Source organism: Citrobacter sp. Igbk 14 (genome assembly GCF_028069825.1).
Lineage (GTDB): Bacteria > Pseudomonadota > Gammaproteobacteria > Enterobacterales > Enterobacteriaceae > Citrobacter.
Genome location: NZ_JANEWM010000006.1, coordinates 25,071 through 40,764, shown reverse-complemented (window position 1 = coordinate 40,764; position 15,694 = coordinate 25,071). Strand labels below are relative to the sequence as shown.

16 protein-coding genes are annotated in these 15,694 nt (G+C 50.8%); 7 read left to right on the top strand and 9 right to left on the bottom strand.

Going from position 1 to position 15,694, the window contains the following annotated elements; genetic code table 11:
- Window positions 1-60: 60 nt before the first annotated feature.
- Window positions 61-795 (bottom strand): two-component system response regulator RstA, encoded by a 735-nt coding sequence (rstA, locus tag NNN64_RS03910; RefSeq protein ID WP_170974323.1) that lies wholly within the window; start codon window positions 793-795, stop codon window positions 61-63.
- A gap of 126 nt (window positions 796-921) precedes the next feature.
- Between rstA and NNN64_RS03905 the strand changes: the two genes are divergently transcribed.
- Window positions 922-1,257 (top strand): GlpM family protein, encoded by a 336-nt coding sequence (locus tag NNN64_RS03905; RefSeq protein WP_005121178.1) that lies wholly within the window; start codon window positions 922-924, stop codon window positions 1,255-1,257.
- Here the strand turns inward: NNN64_RS03905 and folM are convergent.
- The 3 genes from folM to ydgH form a co-directional block, all read right to left on the bottom strand.
- Complete coding sequence (folM, locus tag NNN64_RS03900) at window positions 1,254-1,976, bottom strand: dihydromonapterin reductase (protein WP_271440550.1); 723 nt, start codon at window positions 1,974-1,976, stop codon at window positions 1,254-1,256. The two genes, NNN64_RS03905 and folM, sit on opposite strands and share 4 nt — an antisense overlap.
- A 37-nt stretch (window positions 1,977-2,013) precedes the next feature.
- The gene (locus tag NNN64_RS03895; RefSeq protein ID WP_155021031.1) at window positions 2,014-3,396 is read right to left on the bottom strand and encodes an amino acid permease; all 1,383 of its coding nucleotides are present in this window, start codon (window positions 3,394-3,396) and stop codon (window positions 2,014-2,016) included.
- A 187-nt stretch (window positions 3,397-3,583) separates the two neighbouring features.
- Window positions 3,584-4,528 (bottom strand): DUF1471 family protein YdgH, encoded by a 945-nt coding sequence (gene ydgH, locus NNN64_RS03890; RefSeq protein WP_005121175.1) that lies wholly within the window; start codon window positions 4,526-4,528, stop codon window positions 3,584-3,586.
- 525 nt (window positions 4,529-5,053) lie between these two features.
- Between ydgH and pntA the strand changes: the two genes are divergently transcribed.
- Together pntA and pntB are read left to right on the top strand one after the other, a co-directional pair.
- Complete coding sequence (gene pntA, locus NNN64_RS03885) at window positions 5,054-6,583, top strand: Re/Si-specific NAD(P)(+) transhydrogenase subunit alpha (RefSeq protein ID WP_271440549.1); 1,530 nt, start codon at window positions 5,054-5,056, stop codon at window positions 6,581-6,583.
- Window positions 6,584-6,593: 10 nt separating this feature from the next.
- Window positions 6,594-7,982, top strand: coding sequence for a Re/Si-specific NAD(P)(+) transhydrogenase subunit beta (gene pntB / locus NNN64_RS03880; RefSeq protein WP_005121173.1), 1,389 nt, complete (start codon window positions 6,594-6,596; stop codon window positions 7,980-7,982).
- Window positions 7,983-8,028: 46 nt separating this feature from the next.
- Here pntB and NNN64_RS03875 read toward each other — a convergent pair whose 3' ends face one another.
- Complete coding sequence (locus NNN64_RS03875; RefSeq protein ID WP_271440548.1) at window positions 8,029-8,880, bottom strand: aldo/keto reductase; 852 nt, start codon at window positions 8,878-8,880, stop codon at window positions 8,029-8,031.
- A gap of 263 nt (window positions 8,881-9,143) precedes the next feature.
- On the opposite strand from NNN64_RS03875, the gene NNN64_RS03870 reads away from it, so the two are divergent.
- A complete protein-coding gene (locus tag NNN64_RS03870; RefSeq protein WP_271440547.1) occupies window positions 9,144-10,340 on the top strand; it encodes a multidrug effflux MFS transporter in 1,197 nt (398 codons plus the stop codon).
- 31 nt (window positions 10,341-10,371) lie between these two features.
- Here NNN64_RS03870 and NNN64_RS03865 read toward each other — a convergent pair whose 3' ends face one another.
- A complete protein-coding gene (locus NNN64_RS03865) occupies window positions 10,372-11,406 on the bottom strand; it encodes an AI-2E family transporter (RefSeq protein WP_048211724.1) in 1,035 nt (344 codons plus the stop codon).
- Window positions 11,407-11,536: 130 nt separating this feature from the next.
- On the opposite strand from NNN64_RS03865, the gene NNN64_RS23300 reads away from it, so the two are divergent.
- The 3 genes from NNN64_RS23300 to mdtI all read left to right on the top strand — a co-directional run bounded on the left by NNN64_RS23300 (window position 11,537) and on the right by mdtI (window position 12,496).
- Window positions 11,537-11,707, top strand: a complete 171-nt coding sequence (locus tag NNN64_RS23300) for a protein YdgV (RefSeq protein ID WP_086523670.1) — start codon at window positions 11,537-11,539, stop codon at window positions 11,705-11,707.
- Window positions 11,708-11,814: 107 nt separating this feature from the next.
- A complete protein-coding gene (gene mdtJ / locus NNN64_RS03860; RefSeq protein WP_271440604.1) occupies window positions 11,815-12,180 on the top strand; it encodes a multidrug/spermidine efflux SMR transporter subunit MdtJ in 366 nt (121 codons plus the stop codon).
- Window positions 12,167-12,496 carry a multidrug/spermidine efflux SMR transporter subunit MdtI gene (gene mdtI, locus NNN64_RS03855; RefSeq protein WP_040233868.1) on the top strand — a complete coding sequence of 110 codons (330 nt, stop codon included), beginning with the start codon at window positions 12,167-12,169 and terminating at the stop codon, window positions 12,494-12,496. Before mdtJ ends, mdtI begins: the two co-directional genes overlap by 14 nt.
- 34 nt (window positions 12,497-12,530) lie before the next feature.
- Here mdtI and NNN64_RS03850 read toward each other — a convergent pair whose 3' ends face one another.
- From NNN64_RS03850 to NNN64_RS03840, 3 genes are all read right to left on the bottom strand, one after another.
- Window positions 12,531-13,352 (bottom strand): trypsin-like serine peptidase, encoded by an 822-nt coding sequence (locus NNN64_RS03850; RefSeq protein ID WP_271440546.1) that lies wholly within the window; start codon window positions 13,350-13,352, stop codon window positions 12,531-12,533.
- Between the two features lie 270 nt (window positions 13,353-13,622).
- Window positions 13,623-14,063 carry an acid resistance repetitive basic protein Asr gene (asr, locus tag NNN64_RS03845; protein ID WP_271440545.1) on the bottom strand — a complete coding sequence of 147 codons (441 nt, stop codon included), beginning with the start codon at window positions 14,061-14,063 and terminating at the stop codon, window positions 13,623-13,625.
- A 137-nt stretch (window positions 14,064-14,200) separates the two neighbouring features.
- Window positions 14,201-15,688 (bottom strand): carboxypeptidase M32, encoded by a 1,488-nt coding sequence (locus NNN64_RS03840; protein WP_271440544.1) that lies wholly within the window; start codon window positions 15,686-15,688, stop codon window positions 14,201-14,203.
- Window positions 15,689-15,694: the final 6 nt, after the last annotated feature.

Below are 15,694 nucleotides of genomic sequence, written 5' to 3'. Positions count from 1 at the left end.
AACGTTACACTGTCACGTTGATGGCATCCACGCGATTGGTTATGTGGTTCATCCGGTGGGCTATTTCTGAGGCTCGTCGTCCCAGGCATGCGGAGCGAACAGATAACCTTTGTTGCGTACCGTTTTGATTCGATAGGGTTCAGTCGCGTTATCAAGCAGTTTTTTGCGCAATCGGGAGATTGCGACATCGACACTGCGGTCCATACCGTCGTAGCTTACGCCGCGCAGGTTTTTCAGCAAGGCATCGCGATCCATAATCTGCCCCGCATGGGTTGCCAGTTCCCAAAGTAACTCAAAATCCGCTGTAGAGAGGGCGACTTGTTCACCGCCGAGCAGCACAGACCGATTCGTTGGGTCAATGGTCAGTGCGCCAAAACGTAGAGTGGTGTGCGGGGTGATGGTGGCAGCCTGAATCCCTTTTGCCTGGGCTGAATGTTCGTTTTGGCGTAAATGCAAGCGCAGGCGAGCCAGCAGTACTGCCGGTGGTGTGGTTTTCAGGATATAGTCGCAGGCACCCATTTCGAGGGCCAGAATATGGTTCATGTCGCTGTCCAGCGAAGTCAGCAGGACAATTGGACCTTGCCAGCGCCCACGCAAATCACGGCAAATAGTCATACCGTCTTTACCTGGAAGCATAATATCTAACAACACCAGATCGGGTTGCACTTGCAGGATTTTCTCTTCGGCCAAATCACCACGAGGTTCGACGATAACCTCAATATCATGCCGGGCCAGATAGGCCGCAATCAGCGAACCTACTTCGGGATCATCTTCAACAAATACGATGGTGTTCATATCATTCATTTTGAATATAAAACGCCAACATACACCGCCATCGTTTTTCCTTCCATTAATCTTTTCTAAACGAGAACGCTTCCGTTATGCTAGGGACTAATGTTATTGATATGTTAAGGCAAAACGATGGGGCTCGTAGTAAAAGCGGCGCTGGGTGCGCTGGTAGTGGTGCTGATTGGTTTACTGGCTAAAACAAAGAATTACTATATTGCGGGATTAATTCCACTGTTCCCAACCTTTGCGCTGATAGCGCACTATATTGTGGCCAGTGAGCGTGGAATAGAGGCATTACGTACAACCATCGTATTCAGCATGTGGTCGATTATTCCCTATTTTGTCTACCTCATTTCACTGTGGTACTTCACCGGTTTTATGCGTTTACCCGTCGCGCTCATTGGCTCGGTAGTGTGCTGGAGCCTGAGCGCGTGGTTGCTGATCTTTTGTTGGATAAAATTGCACTAGCGCAGGTGGCGACCCCCGTCAACGGCAAAGCTGCGGCCGGTGACAAAACAACTGGTAAACAGATAGTCTATTAAATCAATGATTTCTTTTTCGCCGGGTGCTGTTTTCATCAACGACTTATTCAGCGCCTGCTGGCGATATTCTGCATCGTCACCTTCGTTAAACAGGATTAGTGAGGGGGCGATTGCGTTAACTTTCACTTCCGGGGCCAGTTTGCGGGCGAATGAGCGGGTCATATTATCCAGAGCCGCTTTACTGGCAGCATACGCAATATGCTTGTCGCTGCCGCGTTCTACGACGTAATCAGTAAAATGGATAATATCGCTGGCCGCATGCCCATGTCCGCGCAGCAGGCCTTCCAGCGCGTGATTAAGCAGGTAAGGGGTATTCACGTGGATCTGCATCATGCTGGACAGCACGTCAGAAAGCGGCAGCCCCGGTTTTTCGGCAACCCAGGCGCTGGCATTGTGCACAATAGCGCGTAAACCTTCGGTACGGGCTTTCACTTCATTGGCAAAAGCAAGGACCCCTTCGTCGGTCGCGAAGTCAGCCTGAATACACAGTGCCCCCGCCTCTTGCAGGCCTTCAATGGCCGGGTAGTGCGTCCGGTAGCTGACGATCACCGGCTGCTTTTGATTCAGAAAATGCCACGCGATGGCGAGACCGATGCGACGGCCCCCTCCGGTGATAAGTATTGGCAAAGCGGGCTTTTTACCCATCGAGATCTCCATGAGTCGCAAACGATGGGTCAACTATTTAACCCATCAGCATCCAGGTCGCTGGAACAGCTGCTACAAGAAGCAGGCCGATCAAAGCCATTTCCTGGCGTTTTAATACGTTGTCATGCGCGTGAGTTTTGCGGGCATAAAGGAAAACCAGCAAACCTGGAGCATACAGCACCACGGACAACAGCAGGTGCATCGGACCTGACGCGTACAGTAACCATAAGCCATAAATGCATGCACCGACACCAACAGCCTGATGAATTGGACGGGTTGCTATTTTCAGCAAAAATGCGCCGACGAGGAAATAGGGCACCAGAATCATCTCTGAGGCAATAGTCAGCAGCGTATTGTAGTCAGAACCTGTGAGCCAGATCAGCACCAGACAGACCTGTACGCAGATGTTAGTCAACCACAGTGATGCCGATGGCGCGCCTTGCGCATTCTGACGGGCAAAAATACGCGGGAATGCTTTGTGAGTGGATGCCAGAAACGGGACTTCCGCCGCCATAATCGTCCAGCTCAAATAGGCGCCGCAGACAGAGACAATCAAACCTGCGGCGATAATGATTTCGCCCCATGGCCCCATCATTTTAACCATCAGACCAGCCATTGATGGGTTGCGGATTTCAGCCAGTTCCGGGCGTGCGACTACGCCAAGAGAAAGCAGGGTTACCAACAGGTAGACGCCAAGCGCGGCAAGTACTGCCAGCAGCGTCGCGCGTCCGACATCGCGTTTGTTCCTCGCCCGTGCGGAAACCACGACAGCACCTTCGACACCGATAAACACCCACAGGGTGATAAGCATGGTGTTTTTAACTTGCTCCCAAACAGGAACACCCAGTTTCACACCGGTAAAGTCGAGGCTAAAGGTGTCGAGCTTAAATAACATGAATGCCAGCACGATAAACAGGCCGAGCGGCAGTAGCTTCGCCAGCGTCGCCACCAGATTAATGCTGGCGGCTGTCTGTACGCCACGTAACACCAGAAAATGCACGATCCACAGCAGTACCGATGCGCCAACAATAGACTGCCATGTATTCCCGTCGCCAAACAGACGCAACGCAGGTGTATCGGTAAAGAAGCTAAGTGCGGAAAAGACGATAACCAGATAGGAAACGTTAGCGATAACGGCACACAGCCAATATCCCCACGCGGAGCAAAAACCGATCAGTTCGCCGAAGCCTTCGCGCGCGTAGGTAAAGATACCACCGTCCAGTTCCGGGCGGATACGTGTCAGGATAAGCATGGCAAACGCGAGCAGCAGGATCCCCGCACCCGTAATCGCCCAACCAATCAATAACGCTGCCGGGCTGGCTACCGCAGCCATATTTTGTGGCAGGCTGAAAACACCAGCGCCAAGCATTGAGCTTAGAACCAGCGCTGTCAGTGCGCTCAGACCCAATTTTTTTTCCATTTGTATCCAGTTACAAAAACGAGAGTGAGAGAATAATTATTTTGGCAAATCGCATAAAAATGGTGAAAGCGACTCAAGGCGCGGGATTTTACGGAGAGAAGACAGCGCATGCAATGGGGATAGGCAGATTTGTGACTAAAAATGCTAAAGGCGGCATAAAGCCGCCTTTTATTATTACTATTGCCTGTTACTTATACAGGTCGGCGCTGATGGTCATGTTGTTACCACGTTCCGACCACTGGCGGGTGATGTGGTAGTACTTCGCACCTTTTTTCGCTGCACGTTTAGCAACCTGGTAAGAGACTTCGGTCATGTTGCCATAGTTACCGGTGAACTTGATGCTGTCGAATGGCACCATCATCGCGGCGGTAGCTTTGTTCAGCTCTTCAACTTTAGTACCGTCAGGCAGGGTGACAGTGTAACGTCCACCTTTAGTTGATTGAGTTTCGAAGAAACGACCCACTTCGGCACTCGGAGACGCGGTTGTTGCCACGCCAGGAATTTCAACTTTCTTCGCGGCTTCGCCACCGGCTGCTAACGCAGCACGTCCGGCATCAGAATCAGCAGGGATCGCATCAGGGCTTTGGACAACACGTTTTTTCGCATCTTCTTTGTAGATGAATGCGGTAATACGTTGGTTACCACCCTGGTTGGCATCAACCTGGCGTACGATATAGAAAGAGTAAGCCCCTTTTTCTTTCGCCACTTTGGTGATGGCATCATTTACTTCAGGCTGGCTGCGGTAGAAACCCTGAACCGTAACGGTATCGAAAGGTTCAATCAGAACGGCCTGGTCTTTCGGTAATTCCATAACGCCGTTGATGACGCGATTTTTGGTGACTTCTGCTTTTTCAGCGTCGGCTTTATAGATATCGGCGACGACGCGCCAGTTACCGCCACTGCCAAAATCTGAGGTATCAACAACATAAAAGGAGGCTGCACCGTCTTTATCTGCACGACGGGATACGGCGTCTACCGCATCACCGATAGCATTAAAACGACCGGTAACCACAATGCGGTCATAGGGTTTCAGGGCAGCTGCTTGCTCCGGCGTCAATTCTGTCGCTGCATTTACAGAAAAAGCAGTCGCAGAAAGAAGAGCGGACGCCAGGAGAGTGTTCTTAAGCTTCATAAAAATAATCCTTCGCCTTGCGCAAACCAGGTACTGGTATTGTTATTGACTAGAAACGTGGCTGATTATTGCATTTAAATTGTGTCAGTGTCTGCGTGATTTTTCACTCATCGTGCCACCCATGCTAACAACATCGATAACATTTAGTGATATGTCTAAAAATTCGGCGTTTGGCGGCTAAAACTGATAAACCAGTTGAATTTCATAAGTTAATTTAATGTTAATCAATTGTTCTATGGTGGCGCTTAATCATGTTTTGCCGCTTCGCTTGAGCGAATTATCAGCCTTTGCGGGTTATTTAAAGGGCATTATCCCTGCTTGCGAGTGAATTCATTCCTGTTTTGCAAATTTCATAATAAATACTGTTTTTTGGCGCTAGATCACAGGCGTCATTTTCAGTAGGTTATACAGAGTTTGTTACTGTTTTATTTTATTGAGGTAACACTGAGCTCTCTCGGGAGTGTGCGCATGCCTCTTGCGAACATTGATAAACCATCATCAAAAATACAGATGGAAGGGAACATTATGCGAATTGGCATACCAAAAGAACGGTTAACCAATGAAACCCGTGTTGCAGCCACACCGAAAACGGTTGAGCAGCTGCTGAAGCTGGGTTTTAGCGTCGCGGTTGAAAGCGGCGCAGGTCAACTGGCTAGTTTTGACGATAAGGCGTTTGTGCAAGCAGGCGCAGAAATTGTTGACGGGAATGCTGTCTGGCAGTCAGAGATTATCCTGAAGGTCAATGCGCCAGAAGCGTTTGAGATTCCGTTGCTTAATCCGGGTACCACGCTGGTGAGTTTTCTCTGGCCTGCGCAGAACCCTGAGCTACTGCAAAAACTCGCTGAGCGAAATGTAACGGTCATGGCGATGGATTCCGTGCCGCGTATTTCGCGTGCGCAGTCACTGGATGCCTTAAGCTCGATGGCTAACATTGCCGGGTATCGTGCAATTGTAGAAGCTGCACATGAGTTCGGACGGTTCTTTACCGGGCAAATTACCGCGGCGGGTAAAGTTCCACCTGCCAAGGTGATGGTGATCGGTGCTGGTGTGGCGGGATTGGCCGCTATCGGTGCGGCAAACAGCCTCGGGGCGATTGTTCGCGCCTTTGACACACGCCCGGAAGTAAAAGAACAAGTTCAGAGTATGGGCGCTGAGTTCCTCGAACTGGACTTTAAAGAAGAAGCGGGCAGCGGCGATGGCTACGCCAAAGTGATGTCCGAAGCGTTTATTAAAGCGGAGATGGAGCTGTTCGCCGCTCAGGCAAAAGACGTCGACATCATCGTTACCACCGCGCTGATCCCAGGGAAACCTGCGCCGAAACTGATCACGCGAGAGATGGTTGATTCGATGAAGTCCGGCAGCGTGATTGTCGATCTCGCCGCGCAAAATGGGGGTAACTGCGAGTATACCGTTGCCAATCAGGTGACCACCACCGAGAACGGCGTCAAGGTTATTGGCTATACCGATTTGCCGGGTCGTTTACCGACTCAGTCTTCGCAATTGTATGGCACCAACCTTGTCAACCTGCTGAAACTGTTGTGCAAAGAGAAAGACGGCAACATCACCGTTGATTTTGACGATGTGGTGGTGCGCGGTGTGACAGTGGTTCGCGATGGTGAAATTACGTGGCCTGCACCACCCATCCAGGTTTCTGCTCAGCCACAAGCGGTACCTAAAGCTGCACCTGCACCACAGGAAGAGAAAAAACCTGCATCCCCATGGCGCAAATATGCGCTGATGGCGCTGGTGGTGATTCTGTTTGGCTGGCTAGCCGATGTCGCGCCAAAAGAGTTCCTCGGACACTTTACGGTGTTCGCACTTTCCTGCGTGGTGGGTTACTACGTGGTGTGGAATGTCTCGCATGCGTTGCATACCCCGCTGATGTCCGTGACGAACGCTATCTCCGGAATCATCGTCGTGGGGGCATTATTACAAATTGGCCAGGGCGGCTGGGTGAGTTTCCTGAGTTTTATCGCGGTGCTTATTGCCAGCATTAATATTTTCGGTGGCTTCACCGTGACTCAGCGCATGCTGAAAATGTTCCGGAAAAACTAAGGGGTAACATATGTCTGGAGGATTAGTTACAGCTGCATACATTGTTGCCGCAATCCTGTTTATTTTTAGTCTGGCGGGGCTTTCCAAACACGAAACGTCTCAACAGGGTAACAACTACGGCATCGCCGGGATGGCGATTGCGCTGATTGCCACGATTTTTGGCCCGGATACCGGCAACGTCGCCTGGATTCTGGTCGCAATGATCATTGGTGGTGCAATTGGTATTCGTCTGGCGAAAAGAGTCGAGATGACCGAGATGCCGGAACTGGTGGCGATTCTGCACAGCTTCGTCGGTCTGGCAGCCGTACTGGTTGGTTTTAACAGCTATCTGTATCACGATACCGGTCTGGAACCGATCCTGGTGAACATTCACTTGACTGAAGTGTTCCTCGGTATCTTTATCGGTGCAGTAACCTTCACCGGTTCTATCGTGGCGTTTGGTAAACTGCGCGGCAAGATCTCATCTAAGCCGCTGATGCTGCCGAATCGCCATAAGTTGAACCTGGCGGCGCTGGTGGTTTCTTTCCTGTTGTTGGTCGTATTTGTTCGTACCGAGAGCGTGGGCCTGCAGGTCCTGGCGCTGCTGGTGATGACCATTATCGCACTGGCGTTTGGCTGGCACCTGGTCGCATCCATCGGTGGGGCCGATATGCCGGTCGTCGTCTCTATGCTGAACTCCTATTCAGGATGGGCGGCGGCAGCGGCAGGCTTTATGCTGAGCAACGACCTGCTGATCGTTACGGGTGCGCTAGTCGGTTCCTCGGGTGCGATCCTGTCTTACATTATGTGTAAGGCAATGAACCGTTCTTTCATCAGCGTTATTGCAGGGGGATTTGGCACAGACGGCTCCTCAACTGGTGATACCGAAGAAGCAGGCGAACATCGCGAGATCAATGCCGAAGATACCGCTGAAATGCTGAAAAATTCGCATTCCGTGATTATCACCCCAGGCTACGGTATGGCGGTGGCGCAGGCGCAGTATCCGGTGGCGGAAATTACTGAGAAACTGCGCGCCCGTGGTATCAAAGTTCGCTTTGGTATTCACCCGGTAGCAGGGCGCTTGCCTGGTCATATGAACGTGCTGCTGGCGGAAGCCAAAGTGCCGTATGACATCGTGTTGGAAATGGATGAGATCAACGATGATTTCGCCGACACCGATACCGTGCTGGTTATTGGCGCGAATGATACGGTAAACCCGGCAGCGCAAGACGATCCGCGCAGCCCGATTGCCGGAATGCCCGTACTGGAAGTGTGGAAAGCGCAGAATGTTATCGTGTTCAAACGCTCAATGAACACCGGTTATGCAGGCGTGCAGAACCCGCTGTTCTTTAAAGAAAACACCCATATGTTGTTTGGCGATGCCAAAGCCAGCGTGGATGCAATTCTAAAAGCGTTGTAATGCGTGCCTAAAAGTAAAACGGCCTCTGCGGAGGCCGTTTTTTTTGTTAAACATCCAGTTTACGCTGGGTAATCCATTCCACACGAGCCGGATCACGATGCGAGAAAAATGCACTGATCCCGGCGTCCATGGCGGCGATTTGCGTCATTTCTTCAGCCGTTAAGGTAAAATCCAGTATCTGAATATTCTCTGTCATACGCGCTTTACGCACGGTTTTCGCCAGAGAAATAATTCCGCGTTGATAAATCCAACGCAGCACCACCTGGCCGACGCTTTTCCCGTACTTCTCACCAATCGCGGCCAATGTCGGATTTTGAAACAGGTCATTACGCCCCTCGGCGAACGGCGCCCAGGCTTGTGGTTGAATATTGCGGCTCTGCATCCAGGCTACGGCATGCGGTTGCTGGTGGAAGGGATTCACCTCTATCTGATTCACCGCCGGGATGATACGGTTGAAGGCCATCAAATCTGCCAGGCGGTCCGGGTGAAAATTGCTGACGCCAATCGCGCGAATTTTCCCTTCCTCGTAGAGTTCCTCCATAGCACGCCAGGCGCCGTGCACGTCGCCATAGGGCTGGTGGATTAAATACAGGTCAAGGTAATCAAGCTGAAGACGCTGTAACGAACGCGCAAACTGAGCTTTTGCGCCAGCGTAGCTGGTATCTTGTAACCACAGCTTGGTTGTAATGAAGAGTTCATCGCGGGGTACGCCGCTTTGTTTCAGCGCATTGCCGACCTGAGTTTCATTCAGATAGGAGGCGGCGGTATCGATCAGGCGATATCCCGTTTCGATGGCATCCCGCACGGCTTGCTCACACTCGTTTGCTTCGGTCATTTGGTATACGCCAAAACCGAGCAGAGGCATCTCAACACCGTTATTTAAGACTGTTGTATTCATGGAACGCTCCTGAACATCATTTTTTGCATTGGCAGCAGATTAGCAAAAATCTGTTCACACCATTAGTCGGTTAAATCGGCATAGACCTATGAGCTAAATTCATTTTTAGCAGGGAAATATGCGAAGTTTGTCACATATGTCTGGTGCAAAAAGGGCGTTATTCATGATTTACACTCATAAACTTATGCTTCTTTCGCTATCTAATCACTGCCATTCACCCCGTATATACTGCCACCTGACTTTTCCCAAGATAACAGGACGCTATGCGTACACGTGAACAGCGCTCACCGGTTGCGACGGCAAGCCACACCGGTCTCTCTTTTATTCTTATTCTCAGCGGCTTGATGGCCTTTACTTCACTTTCAACCGATATCTATCTCCCGGCGATGCCGACCATGGCGGGGGATTTAAACGGCAATGTGGAGCTTACTGTTACCGGTTTTTTGGTGGGATTTGCTATTGCGCAGTTGATCTGGGGACCGATCAGCGATCATCTGGGCAGGCGTACGCCGCTGTTTATCGGCATGGTGCTGTTTATCATCGGTTCGGCGGGGTGTGCGTTGTCTACAGATATCACGCAAATTGTTTTCTGGCGGGTCTTTCAGGCGCTGGGGGCCTGTACCGGACCGATGCTGGCGCGTGCCATGATTCGTGATCTCTTTGCTCGTACTCGTGCGGCGCAAATGTTGTCAACCCTGGTACTGGTTATGGCGATTGCCCCCATCGCAGGGCCATTGATTGGCGGGCAAATTATTCGACTGAGCACCTGGCACTCTATTTTTTGGTTACTGGTGGTCATTGGCGTGCTGATGTTTATTTCGTTGCTGTGGTTGCCGGAAACACTCCCTGAAGAAAGACGCGTAAAAGCCTCACTGGCAGGCGCATTTCGTCATTACCGCGCGCTATTAACCAATGGCCGATTTATGCGCTACACCCTGAGTCTGACCTTTTATTACGTGGGTGCGTATGCGTTTATTACCGGTTCGCCATTTGTTTACATTCGCTATTACCATGTCGACCCACAGCATTACGGCTGGTTATTTGCGTTAAATATTGTCGGCGTTATGGCGATGAGTGCGGTCAATCGCCGGCTGGTGCAACGGCATGCGTTAGAACAGTTGCTGAAGTACGCGACGATGTTAGCGGCACTGGCTGCTGTTGCATTGGCACTGCTGGTTAAGCTGGAAATAGGGGGGGTTATTGCCATTATCATCACTGTGTTTCTGTTGTTTTCGATGAATGGGATCATTGCAGCGACGTCGACGGCCGCCGCGCTGGATGCGGCCCCCAATATCGCCGGTTCAGCTTCGGCGTTGATTGGTTCATTACAGTATGGCAGTGGCATCATCTCGTCTTTACTGCTGGCGAGATTGAGTGACGGCACCCCATGGACTATGGCATGGATTATTGCGCTATTCACACTGATGAGCGCCGCACTGGTATTCCGTGTCAAACAGTAGTTGAACAGCCCCGCGATAACGGGGCATACATTTATTCTTTGTTAAGATCGCTCAGCAGGACGGCAATACTTTGACCACCATTTGTTTGCTCAAGGGCAATCTTTACGATGATGGTCAGCGGTACTGAAAGCAGCATTCCAACGGGGCCGAGCAGCCAGCCCCAAAAAATCAGCGACAGGAATACCACCAGCGTAGAAAGTCCCAACCCGCGCCCCATGATGCGGGGTTCCAGGATATTGCCGAATACCAGGTTAATCACAAGATAACCTGCCAGCACGAGCAGCGCATCGTAAAAACCACTGAATACCAGGACCTGAGCAATAGGAGGAATCGCTGCCAGCACCGAACCGATGTTAGGAATATAGTTCAGGGCAAAGGCCAGCAGTCCCCAGACAAACGCGAAGCGGACATCCAGTGCGGCAAGCATGCCCCAGGCGACCAGGCCGGTGACGATACTGATGGCGGTTTTTAGCACCAAATAGTGTGAAACACTGTCGATAGCGCGTTGGATCGCGGCCATTCCTTCAAGAGGGCGGCTCATCATTTGTTTAAGTTTGCCGGGGAGTTGTGGTACTTCCAGCAGCATAAAAACCACGGTCAGCAGCAGTAGAAATATCGAGGACATCGCATTAGAGAGTTGCGTCAATAAATTGGTGACCAGCGTCATCGCAGCATTCGGATCGACATATTTCACCAACTCGTCGACGGAAACACCGATCCCTGCACGTTGTAGCCACGGTTCGATATTTTTCAGCGGGATAACCAATGACGAACGATATTGCGGCAGTGTCCGTGCCAGCTCATTTAAGGATGTACCTAAATAAGCCAGAAGCAGCACCATTAGCATGACAATAATAACAACCAGCAATGACACGGCGAATACACGCGGTATACGGAGCTTAACCATGCGCTGTACTACGGGATTGAGCACGACGGCGATAAATAACGCCAGAATAAACGGTACGATGATATCGGCGGCAAATCGGATACCGGTTAAAATGATAACCAACATGCCGAGCATAATAACTATTTTTAGGCCGTTAAGCGTGATGATCGGTTTTGCCATGTGAATCCCTGAGTTTTTTATCAATATAATAATGTGATCTGCATCGAGCCGTTATAACAAAAATCAAACGAGTCGGGTAAAGAAGTGAAAAGATTTTGAGTTCGCATTGAACCTATGATACAAATCATCTGTGTTTAACTACCGAGGACAATTATCATCCGCGATGATGAGAAGCAACACTGCGGATAATTGTAATATTATGGACAATACGTTCAGGATGTTTTTGCGTTTACCTACACTTCTTCGTACCTCTTCCACTTTCTTGCTTGCGGGTGAGCAACACTGGCGCAACGCGCTTTAGTCCCTTCTTCTGCCTGAGCTGGCGTTATGCGCTGAGCTATCTGATTCTATTTTTTGGTTTACTGCATGCAGTAGGCCCAAAGGACTATATTCTCAAGCAGGAGAAGCATCATGTTTTACTGGATATTATTAGGTCTGGCCATTGCGGCTGAAATAACCGGTACGCTGTCAATGAAATGGGCAAGTATAGGCCATGGTAATGCGGGCTTTATTTTAATGCTGGTAATGATCGCCTTATCGTATATTTTTCTCAGTTTTGCCGTTAAAAAAATCGCCCTTGGTGTGGCCTATGCCTTATGGGAAGGTATCGGAATTTTATTTATTACGCTGTTTAGCGTGCTGTTATTCGACGAAACCTTGTCAACGATGAAAGTTGCTGGACTGGTCTCGCTGGTGTTAGGCATTGTGTTGATCAAATCGGGTACACGCAAGCCGGCAAAAGCGAGGAGGGAGGTGACCCATGCAGCAGTTTGAGTGGGTTCACGGCGCCTGGCTTGGAATGGCCATTGTTCTTGAAATCGTTGCTAACGTCTTCTTAAAATTTTCCGATGGTTTCCGCCGTAAGGCTTATGGCGTGTTGTCGCTGGTGGCGGTATTAGCGGCATTTAGTGCGCTGTCCCAGGCGGTAAAAGGGATCGATCTTTCTGTCGCCTACGCGCTGTGGGGAGGATTCGGGATCGCCGCAACGTTAGCCGCAGGATGGGTGCTTTTTGGTCAGCGCCTGAATAACAAAGGCTGGATTGGCGTTGCCTTGCTGCTGGCCGGAATGATCATGATCAAACTTGCCTAATCTTCGTGCTGCCCGCAAATGTGGGCAGCATGTGTTATCCCTTCGCCAGTGCTTCCAGTTTATCGCGAAACCCCGTCACAGAAATGGCGCGATTATCTGCCCGCCAGCGATCTTTTGCTGCTGGAGCGGAGCTTTGCACACCAATCAATTGCCAGCCTGAATCTGTCTTTAACATCAATGGGGAGCCGCTGTCGCCAGGGAGCGTATCGCACTGATGCGACAAGACGGTATTTTGCGCCCAGCCAGTTACCACGCAATCCTGATGCGTGTACAGGTCATCCAGGTGATCTTCCGGATACCCCGACTGAGTCACTTTACGGTCAGCCGCTTTTAGCGCAGCGGTTAACGCGGCTTTATCACCGTCAAATAACGGTAGCGGCGTGATCCCGGAAGGGGGATAACGTAGCACCACCAGGCCAAAATCCCACGGGGCCGCAGAAGGTGGGACAATCCAGCCGTCACCATCTGCTTTTAAACGCTTGCCGAGAGAGGGATCAACCCGTCCTTCAATGCCGTGGATTTCATAGCGCCAGATACCCTTTTTCGACACAAAACGTAGCGCGACGGCTTTATCCGGCTTGCCTTTTGGTGGGGTGAGTAAGCAGTGCCCGGCAGTCAGGGCCAGGTGAGGTGAAATGAGCGTAGCCGTGCACAGGTTACCGCTGGCGGTTTCCAGTTGCCCGATAGCGTCCCACGGTGATTGCGTCGGGTCAGTCACCCTCACACGATCGTCATGACCAAAAAACAGCGTTTTTATGTTATCGGCTTCAGCAGCGGTCGTTGCAGGCTGCTCCGCATGTGCAACGACAGGAAATAGACAAATTGAACCCAGTAATACCGCAATGGTTTTATGCATATCACACTCTGGTGGGGAATTATGATTATTAACAGCAAACCCTCAGTTAATACTATAGACGGGACGGCGGGAAAGTGGGAGTAAAATCAGATAACTACACTCAGGAAAGATAAAAATGCATGGCGATAAGAGCGCAAATTATCAGGGTAATAAGAATGAACTCAAAGCGGTAATGTGACACCATTTTACCCTCCGAAAGGCGGCGCTAAATCAGAGTGATTTAGCGCCGTATGCTATGGCATGGGGGACGCCATGGTTACTACAGATGTTTTATGCAGCCGGTTGAGCAGCTGGTTTAGCGGTTTCGTGTTTTACTGCTTTTTTGGTGTGTTTTTTAGCGGCCTGAGCTTTCTGCTCTGCGGCTGGTTTGGTTGCTGCTTTTTTGGTGTGTTTTTTGGCAGCCTGAGCTTTCTGCTCTGCAGCTGGCTTGGTTGCTGCTTTTTTGGTGTGTTTCTTCGCAGCCTGAGCTTTCTGCTCTGGCGCTTTTTGTTCTACAGCCGGTTTAGCTGCGGATTTTTTAGCGTGCTTTTTGGCAGCCTGTGCTTTCTGCGGCGCTGCTTTGTGTTGTTTTTTATGATGAGTGGTTTTTGCCGGTGCGGCTTTCGTGGTCGCAGCAGCAGTCGGAGCGGTAGTAGCAGTTGTTTCAGCAGCAAATGCAGCAGAAGACAGACCCATAGCAGCGGCAACAACCAGAGCTAATACTTTTTTCATTCTCATACCCTCGATTTGGTTTTTCATTCAACCCCACTGCGGGGCCGTTGAAATAACTATATCGCTGTAATCTCTGGGCTTCCGTGAGTCATTGGTTTCGGCGTGTAACCGTTTGTACAATGACTCACGGTATACGATTACAGATAGCGGGCTTCCAGATGGGCGCGGAAATAGCGGCTGCTCAGCGGCTCTCCGGTTGCCTGAGTAATGAGCTGCTCGGTCGTGAAACGGCTGCCATGTTGCCAGATATTCTGGCGCAACCAGTCAAACAAGGCGCTAAAGTCTCCTTGCGCAATGGCGTGGTTTAAGTCTGGCAATGCACGGTTAGCCGCACTGAAAAGCTGCGCTGCATACATCGCCCCCAATGTGTACGAAGGGAAATAACCAAAACCGCCATCGGTCCAGTGGATATCCTGCATACAGCCGTTACGATAGTTCCCTATCGTAGACAGCCCTAACCAGGCCTGCATTTTTTCATTCCACAAGGCAGGAATATCATCGACCTCAATGTCGCCGTTAATCAATGCACGCTCGATTTCATAACGCAGGATCACGTGAGCAGGATAGCTAACCTCGTCAGCGTCAACGCGGATAAAGCCCGGTTTGACCTGCTGGTTCCAGGCGATGAAATTGCTTTCCTCAAAGGCGGGTTGATCGCCGAAATGTCGGGTTACTGCGGGAATTAACCGTTTCAGAAACGCCGGGCTGCGGCCTAATTGCATTTCAAAGAACAGGCTCTGAGATTCATGGATGGCGGTTGATCGCGCCAGGGCAATAGGTTGCCCTGACCAGTTCTGAGGTAGATTTTGCTCATAACGCGCATGACCTGTCTCATGAATGACGCCAAATAACGCGCTGAGCAGTTCGTTTTCATCATAGCGGGTGGTAATCCGAACATCTTGTGGTACGCCGCCACAGAACGGATGTGCACTAATGTCCAGGCGTCCCGCGGTAAAATCAAAACCTAACTGCGCCATGGTTTCAAGGCCCAGCTCACGCTGAACTGCAGTCGGGAAGGGGCCAACCGGGGCGATAAGCGATTGTTGTGATTGTTTGGCCACCACTTTATTGAGCAATTCGGGTAGCCAACTTTTGATGTCGGCAAAGAGAATATCCAGCCGGGCGCTGGTCATCTCTGGTTCAAAGACATCCAGCAATGCGTCGTAAGGCGAGCATCCTTTCGCTTCCGCACGCAGTCGGGCTTCTTCGCGGCTGTACTTAACTACTTCTTTCAGGTTTTCAGCAAACCCTTCCCAGTCATTGGCCGGGCGTTGGCTGCGCCAGGCATGTTCGCAACGGCTGCCCGCCAGTGATTTCGCTTCTACCAGTGATTCGGGTAGCAAGGACGCTTGATGATGTAGCCGTGACATTTCGCGCAGATTGGCCTGCTCGACATCGTTCAGGTCTTCCTGCTGTGCGGCGGCGATCCACTTTGCCACATTGGCATCGGTTAATAGTTGATGCTCAAGCACGCTCAGTTCAGCCAGTGCTTCACCCCGGGCTTTGCTGCCGCCAGGCGGCATCATGGTAAACATGTCCCAACTGGCAATAGCCGAGAGGTGGGAAAAGCGAGAGAGGCGCTGGAACGTGCGGGTGAGTTGATGGTAATTATCACTGTGACTCATTTTTTG

Bases quoted from the DNA above. Each gene is read 5' to 3' on its own strand.
- NNN64_RS03870 (WP_271440547.1), top strand. From the start codon at position 9,144: ATGCGTACACGTGAACAGCGCTCACCGGTTGCGACGGCAAGCCACACC.
- NNN64_RS03850 (WP_271440546.1), bottom strand. From the start codon at position 13,352: ATGCATAAAACCATTGCGGTATTACTGGGTTCAATTTGTCTATTTCCT.
- asr (WP_271440545.1), bottom strand. From the start codon at position 14,063: ATGAAAAAAGTATTAGCTCTGGTTGTTGCCGCTGCTATGGGTCTGTCT.
- mdtI (WP_040233868.1), top strand. From the start codon at position 12,167: ATGCAGCAGTTTGAGTGGGTTCACGGCGCCTGGCTTGGAATGGCCATT.
- NNN64_RS03840 (WP_271440544.1), bottom strand. From the start codon at position 15,688: ATGAGTCACAGTGATAATTACCATCAACTCACCCGCACGTTCCAGCGC.
- pntA (WP_271440549.1), top strand. From the start codon at position 5,054: ATGCGAATTGGCATACCAAAAGAACGGTTAACCAATGAAACCCGTGTT.
- ydgH (WP_005121175.1), bottom strand. From the start codon at position 4,528: ATGAAGCTTAAGAACACTCTCCTGGCGTCCGCTCTTCTTTCTGCGACT.
- rstA (WP_170974323.1), bottom strand. From the start codon at position 795: ATGAACACCATCGTATTTGTTGAAGATGATCCCGAAGTAGGTTCGCTG.
- NNN64_RS03895 (WP_155021031.1), bottom strand. From the start codon at position 3,396: ATGGAAAAAAAATTGGGTCTGAGCGCACTGACAGCGCTGGTTCTAAGC.
- NNN64_RS03905 (WP_005121178.1), top strand. From the start codon at position 922: ATGGGGCTCGTAGTAAAAGCGGCGCTGGGTGCGCTGGTAGTGGTGCTG.
- NNN64_RS03865 (WP_048211724.1), bottom strand. From the start codon at position 11,406: ATGGCAAAACCGATCATCACGCTTAACGGCCTAAAAATAGTTATTATG.
- folM (WP_271440550.1), bottom strand. From the start codon at position 1,976: ATGGGTAAAAAGCCCGCTTTGCCAATACTTATCACCGGAGGGGGCCGT.
- pntB (WP_005121173.1), top strand. From the start codon at position 6,594: ATGTCTGGAGGATTAGTTACAGCTGCATACATTGTTGCCGCAATCCTG.
- NNN64_RS03875 (WP_271440548.1), bottom strand. From the start codon at position 8,880: ATGAATACAACAGTCTTAAATAACGGTGTTGAGATGCCTCTGCTCGGT.